Annotated in this window: 23 protein-coding genes, 2 riboswitches and 1 other annotated feature; of the genes, 16 read left to right on the forward strand and 7 right to left on the reverse strand. The window is 26.8% G+C overall.

The genetic code is table 11. The features are described 5' to 3' along the window. Positions 1-36: 36 nt before the first annotated feature. Entirely contained in the window at positions 37-1701 is a 1665-nt protein-coding gene (locus IR151_RS12940; RefSeq protein ID WP_227435015.1) for a glutamine--tRNA ligase/YqeY domain fusion protein, read from the reverse strand. Between the two features lie 294 nt (positions 1702-1995). Here IR151_RS12940 and IR151_RS12945 point away from each other — a divergent pair, with 294 nt between their 5' ends. The 7 genes from IR151_RS12945 to IR151_RS12975 all read left to right on the forward strand — a co-directional run bounded on the left by IR151_RS12945 (position 1996) and on the right by IR151_RS12975 (position 9955). Further along, positions 1996-2709 carry a DUF2140 domain-containing protein gene (locus IR151_RS12945; protein WP_227435017.1) on the forward strand — a complete coding sequence of 238 codons (714 nt, stop codon included), beginning with the start codon at positions 1996-1998 and terminating at the stop codon, positions 2707-2709. A gap of 160 nt (positions 2710-2869) precedes the next feature. After that, positions 2870-3433: a hypothetical protein gene (locus IR151_RS12950; protein WP_227435019.1), complete on the forward strand. Its 564-nt coding sequence runs from the start codon at positions 2870-2872 to the stop codon at positions 3431-3433. Positions 3434-3734: 301 nt separating this feature from the next. After that, positions 3735-5435 carry a hypothetical protein gene (locus tag IR151_RS12955; RefSeq protein ID WP_227435021.1) on the forward strand — a complete coding sequence of 567 codons (1701 nt, stop codon included), beginning with the start codon at positions 3735-3737 and terminating at the stop codon, positions 5433-5435. Between the two features lie 168 nt (positions 5436-5603). Then, positions 5604-6221, forward strand: a complete 618-nt coding sequence (locus IR151_RS12960) for a hypothetical protein (RefSeq protein ID WP_227435022.1) — start codon at positions 5604-5606, stop codon at positions 6219-6221. 110 nt (positions 6222-6331) lie between these two features. Beyond that, a riboswitch (Lysine riboswitch) is annotated at positions 6332-6500 on the forward strand. A gap of 81 nt (positions 6501-6581) precedes the next feature. Beyond that, entirely contained in the window at positions 6582-7775 is a 1194-nt protein-coding gene (locus tag IR151_RS12965) for an aspartate kinase (RefSeq protein ID WP_227435024.1), read from the forward strand. 17 nt (positions 7776-7792) lie between these two features. Then, positions 7793-9085: a diaminopimelate decarboxylase gene (gene lysA / locus IR151_RS12970; RefSeq protein ID WP_227435026.1), complete on the forward strand. Its 1293-nt coding sequence runs from the start codon at positions 7793-7795 to the stop codon at positions 9083-9085. Between the two features lie 204 nt (positions 9086-9289). Beyond that, positions 9290-9955 carry a hypothetical protein gene (locus IR151_RS12975; RefSeq protein ID WP_227435027.1) on the forward strand — a complete coding sequence of 222 codons (666 nt, stop codon included), beginning with the start codon at positions 9290-9292 and terminating at the stop codon, positions 9953-9955. A 148-nt stretch (positions 9956-10103) separates the two neighbouring features. Here the strand turns inward: IR151_RS12975 and IR151_RS12980 are convergent, their stop codons facing one another. Continuing rightward, positions 10104-11189, reverse strand: coding sequence for an AI-2E family transporter (locus IR151_RS12980; protein WP_227435029.1), 1086 nt, complete (start codon positions 11187-11189; stop codon positions 10104-10106). Positions 11190-11380: 191 nt separating this feature from the next. Between IR151_RS12980 and IR151_RS12985 the strand changes: the two genes are divergently transcribed. The 3 genes from IR151_RS12985 to IR151_RS12995 all read left to right on the forward strand — a co-directional run bounded on the left by IR151_RS12985 (position 11381) and on the right by IR151_RS12995 (position 13972). After that, positions 11381-12097 carry a pseudouridine synthase gene (locus IR151_RS12985; RefSeq protein WP_227435031.1) on the forward strand — a complete coding sequence of 239 codons (717 nt, stop codon included), beginning with the start codon at positions 11381-11383 and terminating at the stop codon, positions 12095-12097. A gap of 42 nt (positions 12098-12139) precedes the next feature. Beyond that, complete coding sequence (locus tag IR151_RS12990) at positions 12140-12721, forward strand: tRNA (mnm(5)s(2)U34)-methyltransferase (protein WP_227435032.1); 582 nt, start codon at positions 12140-12142, stop codon at positions 12719-12721. Between the two features lie 378 nt (positions 12722-13099). After that, positions 13100-13972 (forward strand): MurR/RpiR family transcriptional regulator, encoded by an 873-nt coding sequence (locus IR151_RS12995; protein WP_227435034.1) that lies wholly within the window; start codon positions 13100-13102, stop codon positions 13970-13972. Between the two features lie 185 nt (positions 13973-14157). Here the strand turns inward: IR151_RS12995 and IR151_RS13000 are convergent, their stop codons facing one another. Beyond that, a complete protein-coding gene (locus IR151_RS13000; RefSeq protein WP_021384215.1) occupies positions 14158-14358 on the reverse strand; it encodes a cold-shock protein in 201 nt (66 codons plus the stop codon). A 149-nt stretch (positions 14359-14507) separates the two neighbouring features. After that, a riboswitch (cyclic di-GMP riboswitch) is annotated at positions 14508-14604 on the reverse strand. Positions 14605-14868: 264 nt separating this feature from the next. Between IR151_RS13000 and hcp the strand changes: the two genes are divergently transcribed. Further along, positions 14869-16527, forward strand: coding sequence for a hydroxylamine reductase (gene hcp, locus IR151_RS13005; protein ID WP_227435036.1), 1659 nt, complete (start codon positions 14869-14871; stop codon positions 16525-16527). A 48-nt stretch (positions 16528-16575) separates the two neighbouring features. Here the strand turns inward: hcp and IR151_RS13010 are convergent, their stop codons facing one another. From IR151_RS13010 to IR151_RS13020, 3 genes are all read right to left on the reverse strand, one after another. Continuing rightward, positions 16576-16785, reverse strand: a complete 210-nt coding sequence (locus IR151_RS13010) for a helix-turn-helix domain-containing protein (RefSeq protein ID WP_227435037.1) — start codon at positions 16783-16785, stop codon at positions 16576-16578. A 10-nt stretch (positions 16786-16795) separates the two neighbouring features. Beyond that, the gene (locus tag IR151_RS13015; RefSeq protein ID WP_227435040.1) at positions 16796-17263 is read right to left on the reverse strand and encodes a DUF2975 domain-containing protein; all 468 of its coding nucleotides are present in this window, start codon (positions 17261-17263) and stop codon (positions 16796-16798) included. Positions 17264-17553: 290 nt separating this feature from the next. Further along, positions 17554-18252: an alpha/beta hydrolase gene (locus IR151_RS13020; RefSeq protein WP_227435042.1), complete on the reverse strand. Its 699-nt coding sequence runs from the start codon at positions 18250-18252 to the stop codon at positions 17554-17556. Positions 18253-18516: 264 nt separating this feature from the next. Here IR151_RS13020 and IR151_RS13025 point away from each other — a divergent pair, with 264 nt between their 5' ends. Then, positions 18517-19074 carry a TetR/AcrR family transcriptional regulator gene (locus IR151_RS13025; protein WP_227435043.1) on the forward strand — a complete coding sequence of 186 codons (558 nt, stop codon included), beginning with the start codon at positions 18517-18519 and terminating at the stop codon, positions 19072-19074. Between the two features lie 269 nt (positions 19075-19343). On the opposite strand, the gene IR151_RS13030 is transcribed toward IR151_RS13025, so the two are convergent. Continuing rightward, complete coding sequence (locus IR151_RS13030; protein WP_227435044.1) at positions 19344-19823, reverse strand: GNAT family N-acetyltransferase; 480 nt, start codon at positions 19821-19823, stop codon at positions 19344-19346. Positions 19824-20127: 304 nt separating this feature from the next. Between IR151_RS13030 and IR151_RS13035 the strand changes: the two genes are divergently transcribed. From IR151_RS13035 to argC, 4 genes are all read left to right on the forward strand, one after another. Next, a complete protein-coding gene (locus tag IR151_RS13035) occupies positions 20128-20886 on the forward strand; it encodes an N-acetyltransferase (protein WP_227435049.1) in 759 nt (252 codons plus the stop codon). Positions 20887-21525: 639 nt separating this feature from the next. After that, positions 21526-21927 carry a hypothetical protein gene (locus IR151_RS13040; RefSeq protein ID WP_227435051.1) on the forward strand — a complete coding sequence of 134 codons (402 nt, stop codon included), beginning with the start codon at positions 21526-21528 and terminating at the stop codon, positions 21925-21927. 420 nt (positions 21928-22347) lie between these two features. Continuing rightward, on the forward strand, positions 22348-22848 hold the full coding sequence (locus tag IR151_RS13045; protein WP_227435052.1) for a GNAT family N-acetyltransferase: 501 nt from the start codon (positions 22348-22350) through the stop codon (positions 22846-22848). Between the two features lie 80 nt (positions 22849-22928). Next, positions 22929-23142, forward strand: a binding site (T-box leader). A 262-nt stretch (positions 23143-23404) separates the two neighbouring features. Further along, on the forward strand, positions 23405-24439 hold the full coding sequence (argC, locus tag IR151_RS13050) for an N-acetyl-gamma-glutamyl-phosphate reductase (protein WP_227435054.1): 1035 nt from the start codon (positions 23405-23407) through the stop codon (positions 24437-24439). Positions 24440-24479 lie beyond the last annotated feature (40 nt).

The following is a 24479-nucleotide window of genomic DNA, read 5'->3' on the forward strand; positions in this document are numbered from 1 at the left end:
TTTATATCTTAAGTCTTCATTTTTTAGTTATAACAATTATTTAGCAGGTTTAAAAGAGCTTTTTAAAGGAACTATTCTATTGAACACAAGTTTTTCCTTAGTTGTATATTTATTATCTATACTAAAGAACCCATTTCTAACAAATTGGAATTTATCAAAAGGTTTAGCATCTTTTACTTGTGTAGGCTCAACGAAACCTTGTAATATTTCTAATGAATTAGGATTTATCTGTTCTAAGAAATGCTTTCCTTCATTTTCAGGTAAATCATCAAGAATCAATGGCTCAAACAATCTAAATTCACATGGTATAGCTGATTTAGCATCAACCCAATGTATTGTAGATTTTACTTTACGACCTGTAAATCCAGAACCACTCTTAGTTTCAGGGTCATAAGTACCATGTATTTCAACTACATTTCCATTTTCATCCTTAATTACATCCGTACATTTTACGAAATAAGCTCCTTTTAAACGAACTTCATTTCCTGGGAAAAATCTGAAATATTTTTTAATAGGTTCTTCCATAAAATCATCTTGTTCTATATATAATTCTCTAGAAAAAGGAACTAATCTTTTACCTTGAGATTCATCTTTAGCATTGTTTTCTATTTCAAGCATTTCAACCTTATCTTCTGGGTAGTTGGTTATAACTAGCTTTAAAGGTCTTAAAACTCCCATAGCAAGTGGAGCCTTTGGCTGTAAGTTTTCTCTTAGGAAATAATCAAGCATTTGACTGTCTACTGTAGAGTTAACTTTCGATACTCCTATTTCACTACAAAAATTACGTAAAGCTTCAGCAGTATATCCCTTACGTCTAATTCCAGATATAGTAGGAACACGAGGGTCATCCCAACCATCAACAATTCCTTCGTCTACAAGTTGTTTTAATTTTCTTTTACTCATAACAGTATTGTTTATGTTAAGTCTAGCAAATTCTATTTGTCTAGGTACATTTTCCATTTCACATTCTCTGACAAACCAGTCATAAAGAGGTCTTTGGTCTTCAAACTCCAAAGTACATATAGAGTGAGTTATTCCTTCAATTGCATCTTCAATTGGATGGGCAAAAGCATACATAGGATATATACACCATTTATCTCCTGTATTATGATGTGTTGAATGAGCTATTCTGTATATAATTGGGTCTCTAAGGTTTATATTTGGAGAAGACATATCTATTTTAGCTCTTAATGTTTTTTCTCCATCTTTAAATTCACCATTTTTCATTCTTTCAAATAAATCTAGGTTTTCTTCAATAGTTCTATTTCTATAAGGGCTTTCTTTACCAGGTTCAGTAAGAGTGCCACGATACTCCCTCATTTCATCTTGTGTTAATTCACACACATAAGCTTTACCTTTTTTTATTAGGATTAAAGCTCTTTTGTACATTTCATCAAAGTAGTTAGATGCAAAATTTAATTCATTCCAATCAAATCCTAACCACTTAACATCTTCTTTTATGGATTCTACATATTCAACATCTTCTTTTAATGGATTTGTATCATCAAATCTTAAATTAGCCTTTCCATTAAATTCTTTAGCTAGTCCAAAGTTAAGACATATACTTTTTGCATGACCAATATGTAAATATCCGTTTGGTTCAGGTGGAAAACGAGTTATTATACTGTCATGTTTTCCTGTTTCTAGGTCATTTATAATAATATTTTTTATAAAGTTAGATGAGTTCGTTTCATTTGACATATTTTCATACCTCCTATTTAATTTGCTTATAATACAGAACACTACACTGTATTGCATAATATTAATTTTAATCCAAGATTAGAAAAAAATAAAGGTGTAATTAAGAGTATTATGCAAAATATTAACTTTTATACTAAAAACATGTTTTTTTACAGTTTATTTACAAAAAAGCAGATTAGTTGAATTAATCTTTAAAAGACTGTATTATAATATGTATATTGTTAAGAATATTATGTGAAGTTAGTTATCTAAATTTATTTTAAATCTGTTGACAGATTTGTAAAGGAGACGATTATGGGAAGGATTGCAAAGATTATATTAAGCTTAATTGTTATTATTTTAGTGTTAACAGGTATTGTTGTATACACATTAACACCAAAAGAGAGATATGATGTTAGTTCACAAAATAATAAAATCATAGACGAAGAGTATTTATCAAAAGGTTCATATATAAATTCTATGGAAATAGTAAAAAATCCACTTAGAATGGTTGGAAAAGTATCTGTTTCCGAAGAAGAGTTTAGAAATCTAATATATACATTAATGAATAAACATGGAATTAAAGAATTTGAAAATAATTTTGTTGAGATGAAGGATGGAAAAATAAAAGTGGCAGGTCCATATAAGGTCTTTGGTCTAATCAATAGCCAATATGAGCTTGAACTAAAACCCACTTTAAAAAATGAAGATTTGGTTGTAAGTCTTGAAAATGTAAAGATTGGAAAATTTAAAATAAGTGATAAAATGCTAGAAAAAATACTAAGTAATTACAATAAAAAGGTTCCATTTGAGGTTAATGGAAATAAAATTACTTTAGAAAAAAGTTATCTTTATCCAGTAACACTTAAAAATATATCTATAAAAAAAGGAAATGTTGATTTGGATATGGAAGTAGAAATAGATTTAAAATCACAAATAAATGGAGCATTAGGTTATCTAAAGGATTCTGGAAAAGCTCAGTATATACTAAATCATTTGATTAATTTAAAGAAAACATCTGTTGGTTAAAAATATAGAAAATTTATATTTATATTTTTATTATATTTTATATAATATTAAAGCACTTTAAAATCAAAATTTGTAAAATAGCCTTTATTATGTTAGAATATTTTATGACATTAAGTTGTAAGTGTATAATATTATTTAATTACTAGATTGGGGGGAAATGATGAATAAAATTTATATTGTAACAACATATACAGGAACTGTATTATCTTATTTAATAAGAAATATAAGTAAAAAACTGTATACACATGTGTCAATATCATTAAATGAAAATTTAAAGCCAATGTATTCTTTTGGGAGATTAAATCCAAGAAATCCATTTATTGGAGGCTTTGTTGAAGAAAATATAAATCAAGGCTTATATGCTATAAGAAAAAATACTGTATGTAGAGTATATTCATTAGAAGTAGATAATTCACAATATGAAAATCTATTTAAAAATATAAAATTAATTAGTGATTATAGAGAAGATTACTATTATGATATAATGGCATTGATATATTTGTCTATGAATATTCACAGAAAAGTTGAATATAAATACGTATGTTCAAACTTTGTTGCTGATATGTTAGAAAAAAGTGAAATAGATATTTTGAATAAAGAAGCATTTGAAGTAACACCAAATGATTTCTATAATTTAAATGGTTTAACTTTAGAGTATGAAGGTTTATTGTCAGAATATAATTCTAAACAGCATTCTTATGTATCCAAAATGGCAAACATATAAAAAATTTATTTTAAAATTTATCATATAAAAATATTGCTAAATAATTAGGCTGAAGATGGTAGTTTAACTTCGAGAGGATTAAGAATTCGTAAATCTTAGTTAGAACACTTTCTTCAGTTTTTGATTTTCTGTAGTTATTTACATGATTATAATATTTTTTTGAGATATAAATCAAATATAAATAAATAGTGGTACAAAAGTATAAAGATATCTTAATACATAATAAATATGATAAATATTTATTTTTTGTAAATATATGGATATAATAGTAATAATAATATTTTATAGAGAGGAGTATTAAATGAAACGATATCTTAAAACATATGGAGTTTCACTCATAATTGTAGCAATTTATGCATTTATTAAATTACCTGTACTTAGACTGGACTTCACATCTTTATTTTCAGTAGGAATAATATTTTTTGTTGTAGCAGGAATATTAGATATGATGCTAGATAGAAATGAAAGAACATCTAAACTTGCTAAATATAATTTCTCAATAGCAATAGCTTTACTTGTATATGTTGTAGTTGTACCTTTTATAGCCTCTACACCTGTACTTCATGCAAAAGCCTATAAAGACTTATTAGGAAAGGTGACTGAGAGTAAATTTACTGATGATATGAGTCCTGTCAGTGTAAATGACATTCGTCTTGTAGATGAAGACATGGCAATGAAATTAGGTGATAAAAAACTTGGAGAAGTTCCAGCTATAGGTAGTGTATCAAAATTAGGAAAGTTTCATATACAAAATGTAGATGGAGAGTTGTACTGGGTAGCACCTCTTGTGCATAGAGATATAATTAAATGGGTTACATCTTTAAGTGGTACAAGTGGATATGTAAAGGTATCAGCAAGTAATCCTCAAGATGTTCAACTAGTTCAAGAAATAGATGGAAAACCAATAAAGATAGTATATCAACCAGAAGCTTATTTACATCAAGATTTACAAAGACATTTATACATACATGGTATTGTAAATGTTGGTATGACAGATTTTACTCTTGAAATAAATGATGAAGGAAGACCTTATTGGGTTGTAAGTTTATATGAACATAAAATTGGTTACGGAGGAGCAAATGCTACAGGCATAGCTACCGTTGATGCAGAAACTGGAAAAATAAATGTCTATAATGTTAAAAATACACCTAAATGGGTAGATAGAATACAACCACAAAAATTTGTAACAGACCAAATTCAAGACTGGGGTGTTTATGTCAATGGATTTTTAAATTCTGTTATATCAGAAAAGGGAGTACTAGTGCCAACAGAAGGGACATCGCTAGTCTATGGAAATGACAATAGGTCATATTGGTATACAGGTATAACATCGTCTGGTGGAGATGAATCTACAATTGGATTTATGCTTGTTGACTCTAGAACTAAAGAAGCTAAACTGTATAAGCAGCCAGGAGCAACTGAGACAGCTGCGATGAAATCAGCTGAAGGTAATGTTCAAGAAAAGAATTATGAAGCTACATTCCCTGTTATGTACAATATATTAGGTCAGCCAACATATGTATCATCTTTAAAAGATAAAGCTGGTCTTGTAAAGAGAGTAGCCTTTGTATCTGTTGAAGATTATAATGTACTTGGTCTAGGGGAAGATAAAAATGAAGCTTTAAGAAATTATAAAGATTCATTAGAATCTAAAGGCAATGACTTAAAGCTTGATAATGATATGAAAGATGAAGTTATAGAAGGTGTAGTAACTAGAATAAGTCCTGATGTGCGAGGAGGAAATACTAATTACTATGTAACTTTAGATTCTAATAAAGAGATAATATTTAAAGCTACCTCAAAAGTATCTAGCGAATTACCATTGACTCAAGTTGGAGACAAAGTTAAAATATCATATTCAAAAGAAGATTCTGGTGTAATTGAAATGTCAGAATTTGATAACTTAAATATTGCAAATTTTGATGATAAAAAAGCAAAACAAGAGACAGGAACTAATGAAGATACAAATTCACAAGATTCTGAAAGTCAAAGCAATGTGTAACTTAGTAAAAAAACTGTAGATAGTGTTTAGTGCATTAATAGCTAGTTTTTATAGAAATAAATTCTATAAAAACTAGCTATTTTATTTTAATTCTTTGTAAATTTAATGTCATAAATTTAATATAATATTAGTACAACTTTGCAAATAATACTTCAAGGAGAATGTACTATGACGAATATGGAAAAAGAGATATTGCTTTTAATTAGCAGGGTTAGATGTGTTACAGAAGCTCAATTTAGAAAGATTTATGGAGACCAAAAAAGATACAATAAAAAAAATTTCAAAAAAACATTGAGAAAAATGTGTAGTGAGTATACACTAAAAAAATATCCATGTGATGTGGATTATCGTAACTATAAGGACCTCTCATATGTTTACTATTTGAATGGTAGTAAGCTTTTTAAGGGAGATGATTTAATAAAGGCTCTAGTAGGGTCAGAACTAGTTGTTAGAATTAATACTGCAGGTTGTGATGTAAAAAGATTTTATCGAAATGTTAGTGTAGATGATGTTAAATATGATTTATTTATTGAATATACAGATCAATTTGGCAATATAAAGCAGGTTTTAGTAGATGTTGATTTAAATAATGAAATAGATGTTTCTAAATATGAGAATCTCTCTAGAAAAATAGATAAATCTACAATTCCATTTTTTAGAGTACCAAATATTTTGGTGGTTACACCAGATAATTTATCTGAATTAAATGACTTAGAGAAAGAAGATAATGAATATAGTATAAATTTTATAGATTTAGGATTAAATAAACTATTTAATTGTATATAAGATATTTTTAGAAAATAAAGTTTTTGATTTGCCACATTTTGTAAAAAAATTGTTGCAATATTATATAGAATATGATAAAACTATATTAATAAATTAATTAATAATAATGAGCCTAGGGTAGAGGTAGCTATATTCAAGAGTAATCAATAGTAGCTGGTAAGTGTTGATGATTGATGAAAGGGTCTATAGCCGAAGAAAAGTTGTTGACAAACAGATTTTCTGGACTTATGCAGAATATGCATAAGGCTGTCACTTTTAAAGTGGTGAGCTACAAGGTTACTTGGTCTATGAAGTTCACACGTCCAAAGTATACCTTTGGGCGTTTTTATTTATCAAAATTTAGCTTGAGGGGGAAAAAGCATGAGTATAATTGTCCAAAAATATGGAGGAAGTTCAGTTGCAGATACTGACAAAATAAAGTCAATTGCAGAAAATATAATAGAAAGAAGAAAAGAAAATCCACAAATGGTAATAGTTGTATCTGCTATGGGAAAATCAACAGATGAATATATAAACTTGGCAAAAGAATTGAGTAATGAACCTAGTAAAAGAGAGCTAGATGCTTTAATGTCTACTGGAGAAATGATTTCAGCATCTTTATTATCAATAGCATTAAATGCACTTGGTTGTAAAGCCATAAGCTATAATGCTTATCAATTAAATATAAAAACAAGCGGACTTCATGGAAAATCTCAAATTGACGATATAAATGTAAATAGAATAAAGAATAGTTTAGATGAAGGGAATGTTGTAATAGTAACTGGATTTCAAGGAATCAATGAAGATGGTGATGTAACTACTCTTGGAAGAGGTGGTTCAGACACATCTGCTGTAGCTCTTGCAGTTAAATTAAATGGCAAATGTGAGATATATACAGATGTTGATGGAATTTATTTTACAGACCCAAGAAAATATGCAAAGGCAAATAAACTTGATGAGATTGAATATGAAGAGATGCTTGAATTAGCAAGTTTAGGAGCACAAGTAATGCATTCAAGAAGTATAGAACTTGCACAAAAATATGGTGTTGAAATTTATGTTGGACGTACATGTAGTACAGTAAAAGGAACATATATAAGAGGGGGAAAAGACATGAAATTAGAGGATAAAGTAATAACAGGATTAGCTACTAGTGATGATGATAGTTCTATAACAATAAAAGATTTTAAAGTAGAAAATATATCTAGTTTATTTGAAGATATAGCAACTATGGGAATAAGTGTGGATATGATAAGTCAAACTGCACCTATTTTAGATAAAATAAGTGTGTCATTTACAGTTCCAAAAGAAGAATTAGGAGAGTGCAAAAAGATAGTGTCTAAATATACAAATGAAGAACATGTAGTAATTGATAATAACATCACTAAATTCTCTTTAGTAGGTCTTGGTATGAAAAATACTTCTGGAGTTGCTGCTAAAGTATTTAAGATATTTAATGAAAATGGTATAATGGTAAAACTTATAACTACATCAGAAATTCGTATAACTTGTGCCATAAATTCTGATGATAAACAAGTAGCTATTGAGAAAATAGCAGAAGTATTTAATATATAAAACTTAGGGAGGATATTATGAAACTTCATGGAACTATGACTGTAAAAGACAATGAATTATATATTGGAGGTGTAAGCTGTCTAGAGCTTAGTAAAAAATATCAAACTCCATTATATGTATTTGACGAAGACTTAGTAAGACAAAACTGTAGAGAATATATAAAATATTTTAAGGCTAAAGATGGAAAAAATAAAGTTGCTTATGCAGGTAAGGCATTTTTTCCTCTTTATATGTGTAATCTTATAAATGAAGAAGAGATGTGTTTGGATGTAGTTTCAGGAGGGGAACTATATACAGCTTATAAATCAAATTTTCCTATGGAAAAAGTTTTCTTTCATGGAAACAATAAAACTGAAGAAGAAATAAATATGGGATTAGATTTGGGAGTAGGTAAGTTTGTAGTAGATAATTTCTATGAGTTAGATTTAATTGAAAAATTATGTGAAGAGAAGAAGAAAACTCAAGAAATATATTTTAGAATAACACCTGGTATAGAAGCTCACACACACGATTATATAAAAACAGGTCAAATAGATTCTAAATTTGGTTTTGCTTTAGTAAATGGAGATTTGTTTAGAGCAATAGAAAAATTGAATGATTATACAAATATTAAATTGGTAGGTCTTCATGCTCATATCGGTTCACAAATATTTGATGTAGAACCATACATAGATACAGTAGATATAATGATGAACTTAGTAAAAGAAATAAAAGAAAAATTTAATATACAGCTGACAGAAATTGACTTAGGCGGAGGTGTAGGTGTTTATTATAGTAAAGGTGATAAACCTAAAACTATAAGAGAATTCTGTGAAACTATAATCACTAAAGCAGAAAATTCTTGTAAAGAACTTGGAATAGAAGTACCTACATTGGTAATAGAACCAGGAAGGTCAATAGTTGCAAATGCAGGAAGTACATTGTATACAGTAGGTTCAATAAAAGATATAAAAGATGTTAGAGTTTATGTAAGTGTAGATGGAGGTATGACAGACAATGTAAGACCTTCACTATATCAAGCTAATTATGAATGCAGTATTGTAAATAAGATTAACCATGAAACCATGAACCATGTAACAATAGCTGGTAAATGTTGTGAAAGTGGAGATATATTAATTGGAGATATAGATATAATGGATATAAAAAGTGGAGATGTACTTATAACAACATCAACAGGTGCATATGGATATTCAATGTCTTCAAATTATAATAAAATACCAAGAGCAGCAGTAGTGTCAGTATTTGATGGAGATGACAAGATAATTTGTAAAAGACAAAGTTATGAAGACTTATTATCTTTAGAAGTATAGAAGAAGAATTAAATATTAAATTTTAAAATAAGTAGATTAGACGATATATCTATAGATTTAAACTAATTTTTAGTTTGTTATAGTTATTCAAGTCATATCTACTTATTTTCTGTTTTATTAACAATTTTCCTGTAATAAATATAAAATATTTTAAAAACTTCCTGATTATGATAAAATTTAAAGTATATGACAAGGAGGGATTTAATGAGAGGAAGAGTAATTTTATTGATATCGATATTATCTATATTTCTTGTAGGATGTTCATTTAATAAAAAAGATGAAATAAGTTCAACTGAGCAAGGAAAAATATATTTAGAGAAACATGACTATAAAAAAGCTATGGAAGCATTATCCTCTGCATTAGAAGAAGATAGCGCTAATGAAAATGCAAGAGCTATGTATATGCAATCTATGAGAATGCTAAATGTGGATGAATTTGAAAAAGCTACAAATTATACGGATGCAATTAAAGAGCTTAAGCTTATAGAGAAAATTAAAAACGGCTCATCTGTTATTAAAAATGAAGCATCTAAAAAGAAAGAGGAATTGACTAAATTAGAAAAAGAACAGAATGAAGCAGAGGAAGAACGAAAGAAAAAGGCAAAAGACACAGCTGGAGAAGATAGGTATAGAGTGGAATCAGAAGCAAAGAAATCTTCCTATAGTGAAAAGAGTAAAAATAATAAATCTAATTCCAAAAACAAAAATACAACTTCAAACAATAACAAAGATGTAACTAACAATGATTCTTCTCAAAATCAAGAAAAACCAAATACGAGCAATCCAACACCGACACCAACTCCACCTTCATCAGAAAATAGTGGAGGGTCAGATAGTAGTGGAAATTCTCAGAACTCAAATAATCAGTAAATGTAAAGTATTACATATAAACAATTAAGACTTTGTATCAGAAAATGAAATTAACTTTTAGCATATATTCTTTGCCAAGAGTTAATTTCATTTTTTTATAGTAATGTAATAGATAATAATTAATTTTTAAAATTATAAAAGATAAAGCTTATTGCAATCTCTTGTCAATATATTTGTCAATAGAAGTTTTTACAACAGCAGCTACAGGTACTGAAAGAAAAACACCTATAAAGCCAAAAAGAGACTGTCCTATTAAAATCGCAGAAATTATCCATATAGCTCCTATTCCAACTTGCTTGCCCATAACCTTTGGCTCTATGAAATTTCCATCTAGTTGTTGTAATATAAATATAAATACGATAACCCATATGGTTTTTTGTGGGCTGTATAAAATTGTCATAGCTACTGGAGGTATAGCTCCAATAAATGGCCCTAGATAAGGTATTATGTTTGCTAAAAATATTATTGAAGCTAAAAATAAAGCATTTTCTATTCGAATGATAAATTGAAATCCTATAAATGCAATTATACCAATAATGAGAGAGTCTAAAATTCTACCAATTAAATAATCATAAAAAATATCATGGGTAGTTCTAAAAAATTCTATAATGTCATCAGCTTTGTTTCTAGCAGTAGAAGAATATAGCAATCTTTTAAATCCTAATGCAATTTTTTCCTTATCATATATAATATATATAGATAATATAAAGCCCATTACCATACTAAATAGCATAGATGATATGCTAAGTGTATAGATTAAAAAGTTTTTAGGAATTCTACTAATAAAATTACTAGCTTCTTTTAATGCATTATCTAAGCTGTGTTGTATATGAGGAATTAGAGCTTTTAAAAAATCTATGTTTGACATATTTTTTTCTATAAAATTATCTATATAATCACTGTAGATAGGCATTTCATTTATTAATCTATTTAATGTATTGGCTATTGAAGGAATTAGTAATCTAATACCAAAAGCTAAAATAATACCTATCAATATATAAGATAAAAAAATGGATAAAAGCCTATGTGTTTTAAATTTTATTTCAAAAAGCATTACAAGAGGATTTAAAAGCAAAGCGAGTAAAATAGCTAGTAAAAATGGACTAAAAAAACTTAATAATCCTTCAATGCTAGATATAAAATCTGCTGGAGTATTAATAAATTTAAAAAATAAAATTCCAATAAACACGACTATTAAATAATATTTTACATTTTCTTTTGAAATAATAATCACTTCCTTAAAATAGTGTTTAATCAGCTATTACATATTAATAGTATGTGAAAAGAAATTACAATTATTTAGGAAAATTAAATAATTTTTTGGCTTGTTTTTAATTAAGGTCTAGTATAGTATAATAATGTAACAAAATTAATGTTGATAAAAATATTAAATAACATATAATTTAAGATAAGAAAGGATTATGTATGAGAATTAATAAATATATAGCTTCTTGTGGAATTGCATCTAGAAGAAAAGCAGAAGAAATCATTCTTGAAGGAAGAATAAAGGTAAATGGAAATATAATAAAAGAGCTATCTTTTAATATTGATGAAGAAAAAGATATAGTAGAATTTGATAATAAAGCAGTAAAGCCAAGCGAAAATTATGTCTATATAGTATTGAATAAGCCAGAAGGTTATATAACTACTGTAAAAGATCAGTTTAATAGAGCAAGTGTAATAGATATATTAAAAGATGTAAAGGAAAGAGTATATCCAATAGGGAGGTTAGATTATGAAACAAGTGGGCTTTTGATACTTACTAATGATGGAGATTTAACATATAAACTTACTCATCCAAAACATGAAATTAATAAAACTTATGTGGCAAGTGTAAAAGGAATTATAAATAAGGATGAAATAAAAAATTTTGAAAAAGGACTAAAAATAGAAGATTATACAACAGCACCTGCTAAAATCAGAGTAACTAAGGAAAATAAAGAAAAGAATTATTCAGTATGCGAAATAACTATACATGAAGGAAGAAATAGACAAGTAAGAAAAATGTGTAAGGCTATAAATCATCCAGTTTTAAACTTAAGAAGAATTTCTGTAGGGAAAATAGTATTAAAAGATATAAAAGTTGGTGAATATAGATACTTAACAGAAGATGAAATAAAATATTTAAAATCAATAAAATAACATGAAAATGAAATGAAGTTAATAGTAGGGAGAAATAATATTATGGCATATGCAAAACATTTAACTAAAATTACAGATATAAATAAATTTTATTTAGAAAATATTATTAATAAAGGTGATGTAACAATAGATGCTACCATGGGAAATGGTTATGATACAAAGTATTTGGCTGAAAAGGTTGGAGAAAAAGGCTTTGTATATGCTTTTGATATACAAGAAGAAGCTCTAAAATCTACAAGAAAAAAATTAGAAAAAGAAGGATATATAGATAGAGTAAAATTAATACTTGATGGTCATGAAAATATCGATAAATATGTAAAAGAAGAAGTTTCATGTGTTTTATTTAATTTAGGATATCTTCCAAGAGCAAAACATCTAATTATAACTAAACCAGATACAACTTTAAAAGCTATAAAGTCTAGCTTAGAAATATTAAAAGAAAATGGAATAATAAGTATTGCTATATATACAGGACATGATGGAGGGCAAGAAGAAAAAGATAGTATATATAATTTTGTAAATAATTTAAATCAAGATGAATTTAATGTTTTAGAATCTAAATTTTTAAATCAAGTCAATAACCCACCACAATTGATTTTAATTGAAAAGAAAAAATCACAATAAACACTAAAAAAAACTTGACAAGATTCTATTAAGAGTTAATATATATATTGTAACCTTTTAAAAACACTTTAAATAATAAGTATATGATAATTTACTTTTGAAGTAAGTAATGTACTTAAATATGCAAAATAAAATATTTAACTTTTAAATGAGTAAAAATTGAAAATTTTAAAAGAAATATTGAATAAATCTTAAAAAATGCAAGGAAAGATGGTATAATAAATTTAATCGAAAATACTATGTGAAGTATAAGGTACAGAAAAGTTAGAATTTTATGAGTTTAAGAAGCTGAGATAAAAACTAAAATAATAAAATTTTTAGAAAAAATATTAGTAGTGATAAAAAGAAAATAGTTTATATAACTAAAAGGAGAAAAAAATGGAAGAAACAAATGAAATGAAAGATAGTAAACATTTGATATCAAATATACAATCTCAATACACGAGGTTAAGTAAGGGGCAAAAACTTATAGCACAATATATTTTGAATAATTATGATAAAGTTGCATTCATGACTGCATGCAAATTAGGTGAAACTGTAGGAGTGAGTGAATCTACTGTTGTAAGGTTTGCAAATGCTCTAGGCTATAGTGGGTATCCAAAATTACAAGCTGCACTTCAAGAACTCATAAAAAATAAATTAACTACAGTACAAAGAGTTGAAATGGCACATGATTATTCTGATGATTTTGCAATATTGAACAAAGTTTTAAAGAGTGATATAGATAATATAAGATCAACATTAGAAGAAATTGATGAAAAAGCATTTAAGGAAGCTTCTAATAAACTTTTAAAGGCAAGAAAAATATATATACTTGGTATGAGAAGTTCTTTTGTAGTAGCTCAATACCTAGGTTTTTACTTAGATATAATACTTGATAATGTCCATATAATTAGAATGGATATGGGAGATGCATTTGAACAGATTGTAAGAATAAACGAAGAAGATGTTATAGTTGCAATTAGTTTCCCACGTTATTCAAAAAAATCTTATCAAATTGTCAATTATGCTAAGGAAAAAGGAGCACATGTAATTTCATTAACAGATAGTTTATTTGCACCAGTAGCAGCACTTGCAGACAATACTCTTTTGGTTAAGAGTAATATGGCTTCATTTGTAGATTCACTAGTTCCAGCACTTAGTATTTCAAATGCTCTTGCAATCTCTGTTGGTATGAAAGAAAAAGAAGATATTAAACAGCACTTCGATGACTTAGAGCAAATCTGGAAGAGATATTCTGTATACGAGTAAAGTTTATATATTAATAAGTATGATTAATTATTAAAAATCTCAAATCCATCAGTTTTTGAGTAAAAATACTATAAAAAACTGACTGACATTTAACTGACAGTCAGTTTTTTTATTTAAATAAGATTTTGCTTAAATTATCAATAAAAAAAGACCCTCAAAAGAGTCTTTCCCGAAAAATCTATATATTATAATATAGTTATATTTTCTGCTTGAGGACCTCTAGCGCCTTTAACTATATCAAAGCTTACTTGTTGACCTTCTTCTAATGATTTAAATCCTGAAGTTTGTATAGCTGAGAAATGAGCAAATACATCATCTCCACCTTCTATTGATATAAACCCAAATCCTTTTTCATTATTAAACCATTTCACTATTCCATTATTCATTAAAAATACTCCTATTAACCTATATCAAGATATACTTGATTTAATTGTGTATTACCACAAATATTATTATATCATAGATTAATAGGAATGTCTATTCAATTATATTTTTTAGTTAACATTTTTGGTTATTATTAGTCTTAAAAATATATTTTTAAGACTGTCTGACATAACTCATAAATTAATTTATAAGTCTTAGTCCCTATAGCTTTGCGTCACTAAATTTCTCTAGTTTTGCCGATTTAGTTTTATTCTACAACTACAATAATACATTAGAATGAGTTATTATTCAACATTCTTGTTTTAAAATCAAATAAATTTAAAAATAGTTTACTTAAATTTTTAAATCATATCTAAAATAATTTAGGAGTACCTTTAAATTTACTTACTTGCATTATAGAGAATACTTATCATAGTATGTACATTTGAAGATGCAATTTTAATTTACTATTTTTATAATATATAACATATATGGGTAAACTATGTAACAAGGTAAAGAGGAGGTATAAATATATGGAAAATTCAATGTTCTGTTATCAATGCGAGCAAACTGTTGGTGGAAAAGGATGTACAAAAATAGGGGTTTGTGGTAAAACGCCAGAAATAGCAGCACTTCAAGACTTATTAATCTATCAATTAAAAGGTATAAGTTGTTATGCTAAAGTTTTGTTAGATAATGGAGAAAAAATAGATAAAGATATAGTTTCTTTTGTAGAAAATAGTTTATTTACGACTTTAACAAATGTAAATTTTGATGGTGATGTACATGAAAATATGCTAAGAAAATCACAAGAAATAAAGCAGAGATTAAGAAAAAAAATTAAAGAACCTATTGTAAACAATGAGTATGCTGAATATAATTTAAGTGAAACAAGAAGTCAAATGATAGAAGATGCTAAAAGAGCTGGAATAATGTTTGATGAAAGTTTAAACCCTGATATACGTTCACTAAGAATGACAATACTTTATGGATTAAAAGGAATAAGTGCTTATGGGCATCAGGCTAGAGAGCTTGGATATTATAATAATCAGGTAGATGAATTTTATTTTAGAGCATTATCAGCAATTACAGATGATGATATTTCTTTAGAAAACTTAATAACATTAACTCTTAAGACGGGTGATATGAGTGTTGCTGTAATGCAAAAACTAGATGAAGCTAATACTACCATTTATAAAAATCCAGAACCTCATAAGGTAAATGTAAAAATAAAAAAAGGACCTTTTATAATAGTTTCAGGACATGATTTAAAAGATTTGGAAATGTTACTTAAACAAACAGAAGGAAAAGGGATAAATATATATACTCATGGAGAAATGATTCCTTGTCATGGATATCCAGAATTAAATAAATATACTCATTTAGTAGGGAACTTTGGAGGAGCATGGCAAGATCAACAGAAGGAATTTGATTCTATACCAGGATGTATACTGATGACAACAAATTGCTTAATGAAACCAAGAGATTCTTATAAAGATAGAATTTTTACAACTAGTGTCGTCGGATGGGATGGTGTAAAATATATAGGTAAAAGTGAAAATGGAGAAAAAGATTTTAGTGAAATAATAAATAAAGCACTAGAACTTGGTGGGTTTGAAGAAAGTGAAGAACCATATGAAATATTAGTAGGATTTGGACATAATGCTACATTAAGTAATGCACCAGCAATAGTAGATGCAGTTAAATCTGGAAATATAAGACATTTCTTCCTTATTGGAGGATGCGATGGTGCAAGACCTGGAAGAAACTATTATACTGAGTTTGCTAAACAAGTTCCTAAAGATTGTATAATTCTTACACTTGCATGTGGAAAGTATAGATTTAATAAATTAAACTTTGGTGAAGTAGCGGGGTTTCCTAGGTTGTTAGATGTTGGTCAATGTAATGATGCTTATTCAGCAGTAAGAATAGCCTTAGCTTTAGCTGATGCATTTGATACAGATGTGAATAGTCTTCCTCTCTCAATAATATTATCATGGTATGAGCAAAAAGCTGTGGCAGATTTATTAGCATTATTATCACTAGATATAAAAAATATTTATTTAGGGCCAAGTTTACCAGCCTTTATAAGTCCAAATGTACTACAATACTTAGTTGATACATTTAATTTAATACCTATTAGTACACCTGAAAAAGATTTGGCAACATGTCTAAATGTTCCACTAAAATAATAAAAGCTATAGGTGATAATCAAAAAGAGTGTTTTAGACACTCTTTTCTTAATCATCTTCTACATATTCAAGTATATCACCTGGTTGGCAGTCTAAAGCTTTACAAATTTCATTTAGAGTGGTGAATCTAATAGCTTTTGCTTTGCCAGTCTTTAAAATTGATAAATTAGCATTTGTAATATCTATTTTTTCAGCCAAATCTTTAAGTGATATTTTTCTTTTTGCCATCATTACATCTAGATTAACTATAATTGCCATAATATCACCTCTATATCGTTAAATCGTTATCTTCTTTTATTTTTATAGCTTTATTAAATGTTTCAGCAATTACAAAACACATTAGTGAAAAGATAAAAGAGATGACCATAAGTGGTGAAATTCCTCCATTATCAGTTCCAAATATTTTTATAGGACCAGCATTTACACTATAACCATTGATACATTCAATTATAGTATTTATCAATAAGCAATATCCCATTATTTTAAATCTCTTAACATTTTCAAGTATAAAAGGTGAGTATTTAGTGCTATTAATTATAAAAGTTAGGAATAAAATAACTATATAATAGTCAGAAAAATAAACAATTCTAACAATTGTAATAATCAATTTTTCAAAGCTAAAATTATACAAAGATATGGGTATCATACATAAGAATATTATACCTGTTGCAGCCATACTTACTAACATAATGTACAAAAACACTGTTAGAATATTTCTAAAAAATTTTGTACTCATAAATACCATCTCCTTAATATAGGTTATATTATTGATTATAATATATAATTTATTGTTTTTCAATAAAAAAATATTGATTAAAATATAAAAATATTATTGTATATATAAATAAGAATATTAAGGTGGTAAGTTTATATGAAAAAGAATATAAGTTCTAAAATGTTGAATAATATTGTGCTAGTTGGAATAATTTTAACTTTATTATCGCTTATTTTAATGATATTAAGATAAAGTGAATTGATAGAATAATTATTCTAATTTATAGATAAATAGTAATAATGAAATTATCTTCACTCAAATAAAGTATTTGTCCATTTATTTAATACTTTTAATTGCTCTGGTGTATTAAACCAATGCTCCCCGTTTGCTATAACTGTTAAATTACAATTAAAATGGCGTGTAAATTTCTCTACCACACTTAGTTCTGTAAGTTCGTCATGTTTACCATATAGTATTCTTGTTGTAGTGTTCCATTTAGTAATAGGATGTTTTTTGACATATTGCAGATATTCCCATGAAAGTGTATGACCAAATGAAGTTGGAATAATTAGTTCATGTTTAAGTTGTTCTTCTGATACATTTGCCCAAAGCATCATATTAGAAATAAGTTGTTGCATATCGAGAATTGGAGATACAAAAACACACTCTTCCAGATTCTCATTTTCAAAACTTAACATACTAAACCATGCACCAATACTATTTGCATATAATGCAATTTGATTCCAATTAGATTTTGCATATTTCATTATAGCTAATAACTCTGGAACAACATTCCATGGGTCAAACGAAATGTTTTCTTCTTTACGTTCTCCATGTTTAGGTAAATCAATGCTTAAAACCTGCCATCCATGATTAACAGCGATATTAGCAAAAATTTCGGCTTCTTCTTTATAACCACATTGTCCGTGTATATAAATATACAATTTGTTTGAAGGATTTCCCCAAAGAATTGAAGGAATTCCATGAATTTGAAAATATTTCTTTTCCATAAAAATCTCCCTTCAGTTTAATATATAGTATCTATTGATATATCTATTAAACTATAAAATTATACTGTAATATTCTAATTTAATTATCTATAATACTAATTTAATTAGTTATAATACTAATATAGTTAGTATTATATTAAACTAAAATTAAATTGTCAACATTGCACTCAATATAAAGTTTTTTATAAGTCTTAATTGTTGACGAAGCTAATTAGATTAGTTAAACTAATAAAGTAATTAATTTTAGTTGAGAGAGGTATAATCATGCGTGTTAGTAGAGATATAGTAATACAGGTAGCATCTGATATAGCTGATAAAGATGGGCTTAACAAGCTTTCTTTAAAAGTTGTTGCAGAAAAACTAAGTATACGTACACCTTCTTTATATAATCATATAGAAAGCTTAGATGATTTGTTGAGAGAGGTTGCTCATAATGGTATGAGGAAAATGAATAAACAGATGGAGAAAGTTGCTATTGGTGATTCTGGAGATACAGCTATAAAGTCTGTAAGTATTGCATATTTTAATTTTATAATTGCTCATCCTGGGGTTTATGAAACAATTCAATGGGCTATTTGGCATGGGAACAAAGAAACATCAGAGATATTTGAAGAATATAAATCGCTATTAGAAAAACTTATTCTTTCTTGTAATTTAAGAACAAAGAATATAGATGAAGTATTAAATTTGTTGATGAGTGTGATTCATGGATATTCAACTTTGCAACTTGGAAAAGCTCTTTTAGATTCAGAAGAAGCCATAAAAAGTCTATCTGACACTGTTGATACTGTACTATTAGGTATTCATAAAAAGTATGACTAAATATATCGCTAAATATTAATGTAAATGATAGAATTAATAATCAACATTACATATATATCAATAAATTATAATATAGTTGATTTAATTAATAGATTGGATTAGAAAATAAGAAGTAAAAAAATAAATATTAATGTCTTTGCTAGAAGATTCTTTCAAAGTATATTACTTAAAACTTAAAGAAAAATAGTGTACTTTAAAAATTTAATCTAAAAGCAAATCAACTTTAAAAACTTTAAGTGGATTTGCTTTTGATATATTTCTTTGTTAAATTAATTTGATATTGATAGTTTCATTGGAGTAAAACGTATACCATTGACAATCTGTTCAGCATTAGTATTTTTAAATCCTAATTTATGGTAAACTTCAACAGCATAAGGGGATGAATTTACAGTTACTTCAGTTAAATCATCTCTGTTTTCAGTACAATACTTTACACCTATAGCCATTAATTTTTTTGCAACACCACATTTGTGATAATTTTTATCTACAAATAACATACATATATGATTTAGGTCTCTGATAGCTAAAACCCCAATTAACTTTTCACAATCAAAACAGCCCCAAAAGAAAATAGATTTTTCTTTGACTTTTTCAATAATAGAGTTATATTCTATAAATTCATGGAATGACTTAATTCCTTCAGCACAATAATCTGGAGACTCAAATTCTTCAAATACATTCCAAATTAAATTCAATGCACTTCTAATATCAGGTTCTTTTAATTCTCTTATTAGGTACTTTTCACACATTATAAACAACACCTCTATTATTAAAAATTTTTCTTATAATTATATACCTTAAATATATTTATTTCAATATAAATTGTTTTATTAAATTTGAATTTAAAGGTGATTAATAAAACAATCCATATATAATATAGTTAGAACATAAAAATTTATTTAATTTTACATATAATTTAATAATGATAAATTTGAAATAATTTAATATAAAATGAAAATATATATGACATATAAGTGTCATATATATAATAGTACAATTAAAGATATAGTATATATATGAAAACTATTTTGTAAAGAGAGAAGGAGAGGTAATATGCAGATTATAGATATAAATTCAAATAATATTGATAATGAACATGTATGTTGTGCAATTACTGAAAAAAAGGGAGAAAACTGTGTTTCTTCTAAAAAATATTGGATGAAAAGTAATTTTGACAAAGGTCTTGTATTTAAAAGATTAGATGAAAGAGGTAAAGTTTTTATAGAATATATACCAGCAGAAAATGCATGGTGTCCTATTACTGCAGATAATTATATGTATATTAATTGTTTCTGGGTATCTGGAAAATTTAAAGGACAAGGATACTCTAATTTATTACTACAAAAATGCATTGATGATGCAAAGTCAAAAGGAAAATATGGGTTAGTTGTACTTTCATCTGAAAAAAAGCTACCATTTTTATCTGATTCTAAGTATTTAAAATATAAAGGATTTTATCTGGCAGATACATCAGAACCAAGTTATGAGTTATTGTATTTTCCATTTACTGATAATGCACCTATTCCATGCTTTAAAGATTGTGTAAAACAAAGTAAATCAAAGGAGAATGGGATAGTTTTATATTACAGTAATCAGTGTCCATATACTGCAAAATATACTCCTATTTTAAAAAAAATTGCGAATGCTAGAGGTGTTGAAGTAAATCTTATAAAATTTGAAACAGCAAAAGAAGCACAAAATGCTCCTGCACCATTTACTACATATAGTCTTTTTTTCAATGGAGAATTTATAACTAATGAGATACTTTCTGAAAAAAAAATTGAAAAATTTTTAGATAGTAAAGGTTTTTAAAACTTAATTAAAATAAGATATAAATTTAAATCTTCTAGTTTTTGTGCAATTTTTAGGTGTTTGTTTGGACATAAATGAGAATATACATTCCATGTTGTTTCAATTTTTTCATGTCATAAATGTTCTGCTATTGTTAGTATATTTATTCACTAGTCAAATTATAATATTTTACAGAATAACTAAACATTGCAACAAGATGGTTGTGTATTGTTTTTAGATATGTTTGACTGTAATTAACTTTTAATAATTAGTTTTGGCACTTTCTTACATGGGAAGGAATAATTTCATTTATTTGAAAATTTCAAAAGAAAGGAAGTAATTTTAAATCTATTGTAAGCTTTTCATTAATAGTAGTATCCTTTGCTGTTGTTTGAGTTCTTCTATATTTATTCTCCATATACTTATATTAACATTATATGTGTATGTATCAATGTTTTTTATATACTATTTGTGCTATCCATTCAACCTAAATGAGTGTGATTTCCACTCTAAATTGTAAAAGCTTCATATAAATCCTATGATATATTTAAGATATTTTTATAATAATTATAAATTTATATTAATAAACAACTGTAAAGGTGAACTTGCTTATAGTATAATAAATTAATATATTATGCAAAGAGTTAAGGAGAGATACTTATGCAGACTTTAGATGTATACATGAAAAAATTATGTCCACAATATCTAATAAAACATAGTGAAATCGTTGATGAAGTAACTGTTGATGTACGTACATCGATAGAATATGGTAGTATAGCCAAATTAGAACATAATATCTCTGTTATTAATGAAAAAGAATATGACTTCCTGCACAGGAATAAACCCATCGCAGGAATTGTTGTCTTATATGGTTTAATAAAAAATCGTAAAAAAATAAAAGATAGGCTTCTATCTATTAGCGATAACAATAGTAAAAAGATAATAATTGTTTGCTCTAGAGGTAGGCTTCGTAGTCCAATTGTTTGGATGTATTCTAGATATTTAAAAATAGATTCTAAAGTATTAATAAATGGAATACACTCTCTAAAAAATAATTCTTAAACTTATAAAAATATAGATCATTCTCGATATTATGCAACTAATTATCACATATATAGTATCAAGCTAGAATGTATATATATTTACACAAATCTATATGTATTCTCACTTGTTGTTCAACTGTGTTGAATTAATAATGATACTTTTATCAGTTAATTTCCATCAATTTTATTTTCAATAATTACAATTGTAAAATTGAGGATGTTGTAGAAATAAAAAAAGATATTGAGTAGTAAAATTTATGATACTAATATACTTTATAGCCTGTTAGAAAATATAGAACTAATAGTACTAATAAATGAAATTTCATGTGATAGATGAGCTTTTATCAGATTAAAAAGAAAATCAGCAGAAAGACGATTGTTGTGTATGATTAAGAATTCTTTGATAACAATTTTAGTCTTTCTCTTAAAAGGAGAAAAAATGATATTAAAAACAGAAAGATTAACTCTAATTCCACTATCACTTCGTCAACTTGAACTTTGGACTTCCAATAATTCAGAATTAGAAAAGGAATTAGAATGCATTTATTGTGCAGAACCAATGACTGGTTTTTTTTATGATATTGTAAAAGGACAATTAAATATTGCTAAAAAAGATGAAAAAAATATATTGTTTTATACATTTTGGTTTATTATGTTAAATGAAAACCGTACAATTATAGGATTAGCCGATTTTAAAGATGTGCCAAATTCTTATGGTGAAATTGAGATTGGTTATGGATTAGGTGAGGATTATAAAAAACAAGGATATATGACAGAAGCTATTAAAAAGATATGTAGCTGGGGATTAAGTCAACCAAATGTTTCTTCTGTGATAGCTGAAACTGATGCTTACAATACAGATTCACAAAATGTTTTATTAAGATGTGGTTTTAAGTTATATCGTAACTCGGATACAAAATGGTGGAAATTAACAACCTAGAAAAAATTTCCAAAAATTTATAAATAATATTGACAAACTACTAAAAATAAATTATTATATAAAACAACAAGAAAAGAAATTGAAATCCTATGAAAAAGAAAGTAGCATAAAAGGATTTGATAGAGAGCTAGGGATGGTGGAAGCCTAGTAATGAATTTTATTGTGAATAGAGCTTTGGAGGAAGTTACCAGAATTAGTAGTATGGTAATTGGTGAGTCTCGCCTTAAGAGATTAGAGTGGGTAAGATTATCTTATCAATTAGAGTGGTAACGCGGGTGTATATTCGTCTCTTGGTCTTTGACCAAGAGGCTTTTTTAATTTTAAATATACATTTGCAAATACTTTTTAATTCATAAGAATTATTATAATTGTAATTTTACCAATAAGAGTGGTACCGCGGAAATTCGCCTCTTAGCATTATAATGCTAAGGGGCTTTTTATTGTTAGTTAGATAGTTTTAAACTTATATATTATCAAATGATTATTAAATAATAATATTAATTTAAAAAAATAATTCGAAATATTCTTAAAATAATTATAAAACGGAGGAAATAAAATGAGCAAAATAAAAGCTGGAATTATTGGAGCAACTGGATATGTTGGTGTAGAATTACTAAGATTACTAATAAATCATGAAGGAGTAGAAGTTACAGCTATAGGTTCAAATTCATACATTGGCAAAAACATAGTTGATATATACCCAAGTATAGGTTATGAAAACAGTATGACATGTATAGAAAACGAAAAAGTAATTGATATGTGTGATGTTGTATTTACTGCTCTTCCACATGGTGTAAGTGAAAAGTTTGCAATAAAAGCAATTGAATCTAAAAAGAAAGTCATAGATTTAGGTGCTGATTTCAGAATAAAAGATGAAAAAATATATAGTAAATGGTATGGAGTATCTTTTATAGATACAATTTTGCACAAAAAAGCTGTATATGGATTAAGTGAGATATATCAAGAAGATATAAAAAGTGCTGATATAGTTGCAAATCCAGGATGTTATCCTACTAGTATTTCTTTACCATTGATGCCATTATTAAGTTCTAAATTAATAAAAAATAATAATATAATAATTGATTCTAAATCAGGTCTTACAGGAGCTGGTAGAGAGTTATCAACAAGTAGTCATTTTACAGAAGTTAATGAGAATATAACTGCATATAAAATAGGAAAACATAGACATACTCCAGAAATAGAACAAAATCTAAGTGAAGCGTATAAAGAAGATGTAGATGTAGTTTTTACACCAAATCTAATTCCAGTAAATAGAGGGATACTATCAACTATATACTGCATAAAAGAAGATAATGTATCTATAGGTGATATACATAAAAAATTAACTGATTATTATGAATATAAAAAATTTGTAGAAATACTCCCATTAGATAAGATAACCTCTTTAAAAAATGTTGTATATTCAAATAAATGTGTAATATCAGTACATGAAAATAAAGATACATTAATAATCTGTTCAACTATAGACAACATGATTAAAGGGGCAGCAGGGCAAGCCGTACAAAATATGAATATAATGTTTGGAATTGAGGAGACTACAGGCTTAAAGCATATTGCACCAGCATTTTAGGAATAGAAAAATACTAAACTCATATAATTAGGAGGATAAA

The sequence above is a fragment of the Clostridioides sp. ES-S-0006-03 genome (assembly GCF_020662275.1).
In the GTDB taxonomy this organism is placed as follows: Bacteria; Bacillota; Clostridia; order Peptostreptococcales; family Peptostreptococcaceae; genus Clostridioides.

Excerpts from the sequence above, each read along its gene's own strand:
- IR151_RS13025 (WP_227435043.1), top strand. The coding sequence starts at position 18,517 with ATGCGTGTTAGTAGAGATATAGTAATACAGGTAGCATCTGATATAGCT.
- IR151_RS12945 (WP_227435017.1), top strand. The coding sequence starts at position 1,996 with ATGGGAAGGATTGCAAAGATTATATTAAGCTTAATTGTTATTATTTTA.
- IR151_RS13030 (WP_227435044.1), bottom strand. The coding sequence starts at position 19,823 with ATGTGTGAAAAGTACCTAATAAGAGAATTAAAAGAACCTGATATTAGA.
- argC (WP_227435054.1), top strand. The coding sequence starts at position 23,405 with ATGAGCAAAATAAAAGCTGGAATTATTGGAGCAACTGGATATGTTGGT.
- IR151_RS13010 (WP_227435037.1), bottom strand. The coding sequence starts at position 16,785 with ATGGCAATTATAGTTAATCTAGATGTAATGATGGCAAAAAGAAAAATA.
- lysA (WP_227435026.1), top strand. The coding sequence starts at position 7,793 with ATGAAACTTCATGGAACTATGACTGTAAAAGACAATGAATTATATATT.
- IR151_RS12975 (WP_227435027.1), top strand. The coding sequence starts at position 9,290 with ATGAGAGGAAGAGTAATTTTATTGATATCGATATTATCTATATTTCTT.
- IR151_RS13035 (WP_227435049.1), top strand. The coding sequence starts at position 20,128 with ATGCAGATTATAGATATAAATTCAAATAATATTGATAATGAACATGTA.
- IR151_RS12990 (WP_227435032.1), top strand. The coding sequence starts at position 12,140 with ATGGCATATGCAAAACATTTAACTAAAATTACAGATATAAATAAATTT.
- IR151_RS13000 (WP_021384215.1), bottom strand. The coding sequence starts at position 14,358 with ATGAATAATGGAATAGTGAAATGGTTTAATAATGAAAAAGGATTTGGG.
- IR151_RS13045 (WP_227435052.1), top strand. The coding sequence starts at position 22,348 with ATGATATTAAAAACAGAAAGATTAACTCTAATTCCACTATCACTTCGT.
- IR151_RS12960 (WP_227435022.1), top strand. The coding sequence starts at position 5,604 with ATGACGAATATGGAAAAAGAGATATTGCTTTTAATTAGCAGGGTTAGA.
- IR151_RS12995 (WP_227435034.1), top strand. The coding sequence starts at position 13,100 with ATGGAAGAAACAAATGAAATGAAAGATAGTAAACATTTGATATCAAAT.
- IR151_RS12965 (WP_227435024.1), top strand. The coding sequence starts at position 6,582 with ATGAGTATAATTGTCCAAAAATATGGAGGAAGTTCAGTTGCAGATACT.
- IR151_RS12950 (WP_227435019.1), top strand. The coding sequence starts at position 2,870 with ATGAATAAAATTTATATTGTAACAACATATACAGGAACTGTATTATCT.
- IR151_RS12940 (WP_227435015.1), bottom strand. The coding sequence starts at position 1,701 with ATGTCAAATGAAACGAACTCATCTAACTTTATAAAAAATATTATTATA.
- IR151_RS13020 (WP_227435042.1), bottom strand. The coding sequence starts at position 18,252 with ATGGAAAAGAAATATTTTCAAATTCATGGAATTCCTTCAATTCTTTGG.
- IR151_RS13040 (WP_227435051.1), top strand. The coding sequence starts at position 21,526 with ATGCAGACTTTAGATGTATACATGAAAAAATTATGTCCACAATATCTA.
- IR151_RS12955 (WP_227435021.1), top strand. The coding sequence starts at position 3,735 with ATGAAACGATATCTTAAAACATATGGAGTTTCACTCATAATTGTAGCA.
- hcp (WP_227435036.1), top strand. The coding sequence starts at position 14,869 with ATGGAAAATTCAATGTTCTGTTATCAATGCGAGCAAACTGTTGGTGGA.
- IR151_RS13015 (WP_227435040.1), bottom strand. The coding sequence starts at position 17,263 with ATGAGTACAAAATTTTTTAGAAATATTCTAACAGTGTTTTTGTACATT.
- IR151_RS12985 (WP_227435031.1), top strand. The coding sequence starts at position 11,381 with ATGAGAATTAATAAATATATAGCTTCTTGTGGAATTGCATCTAGAAGA.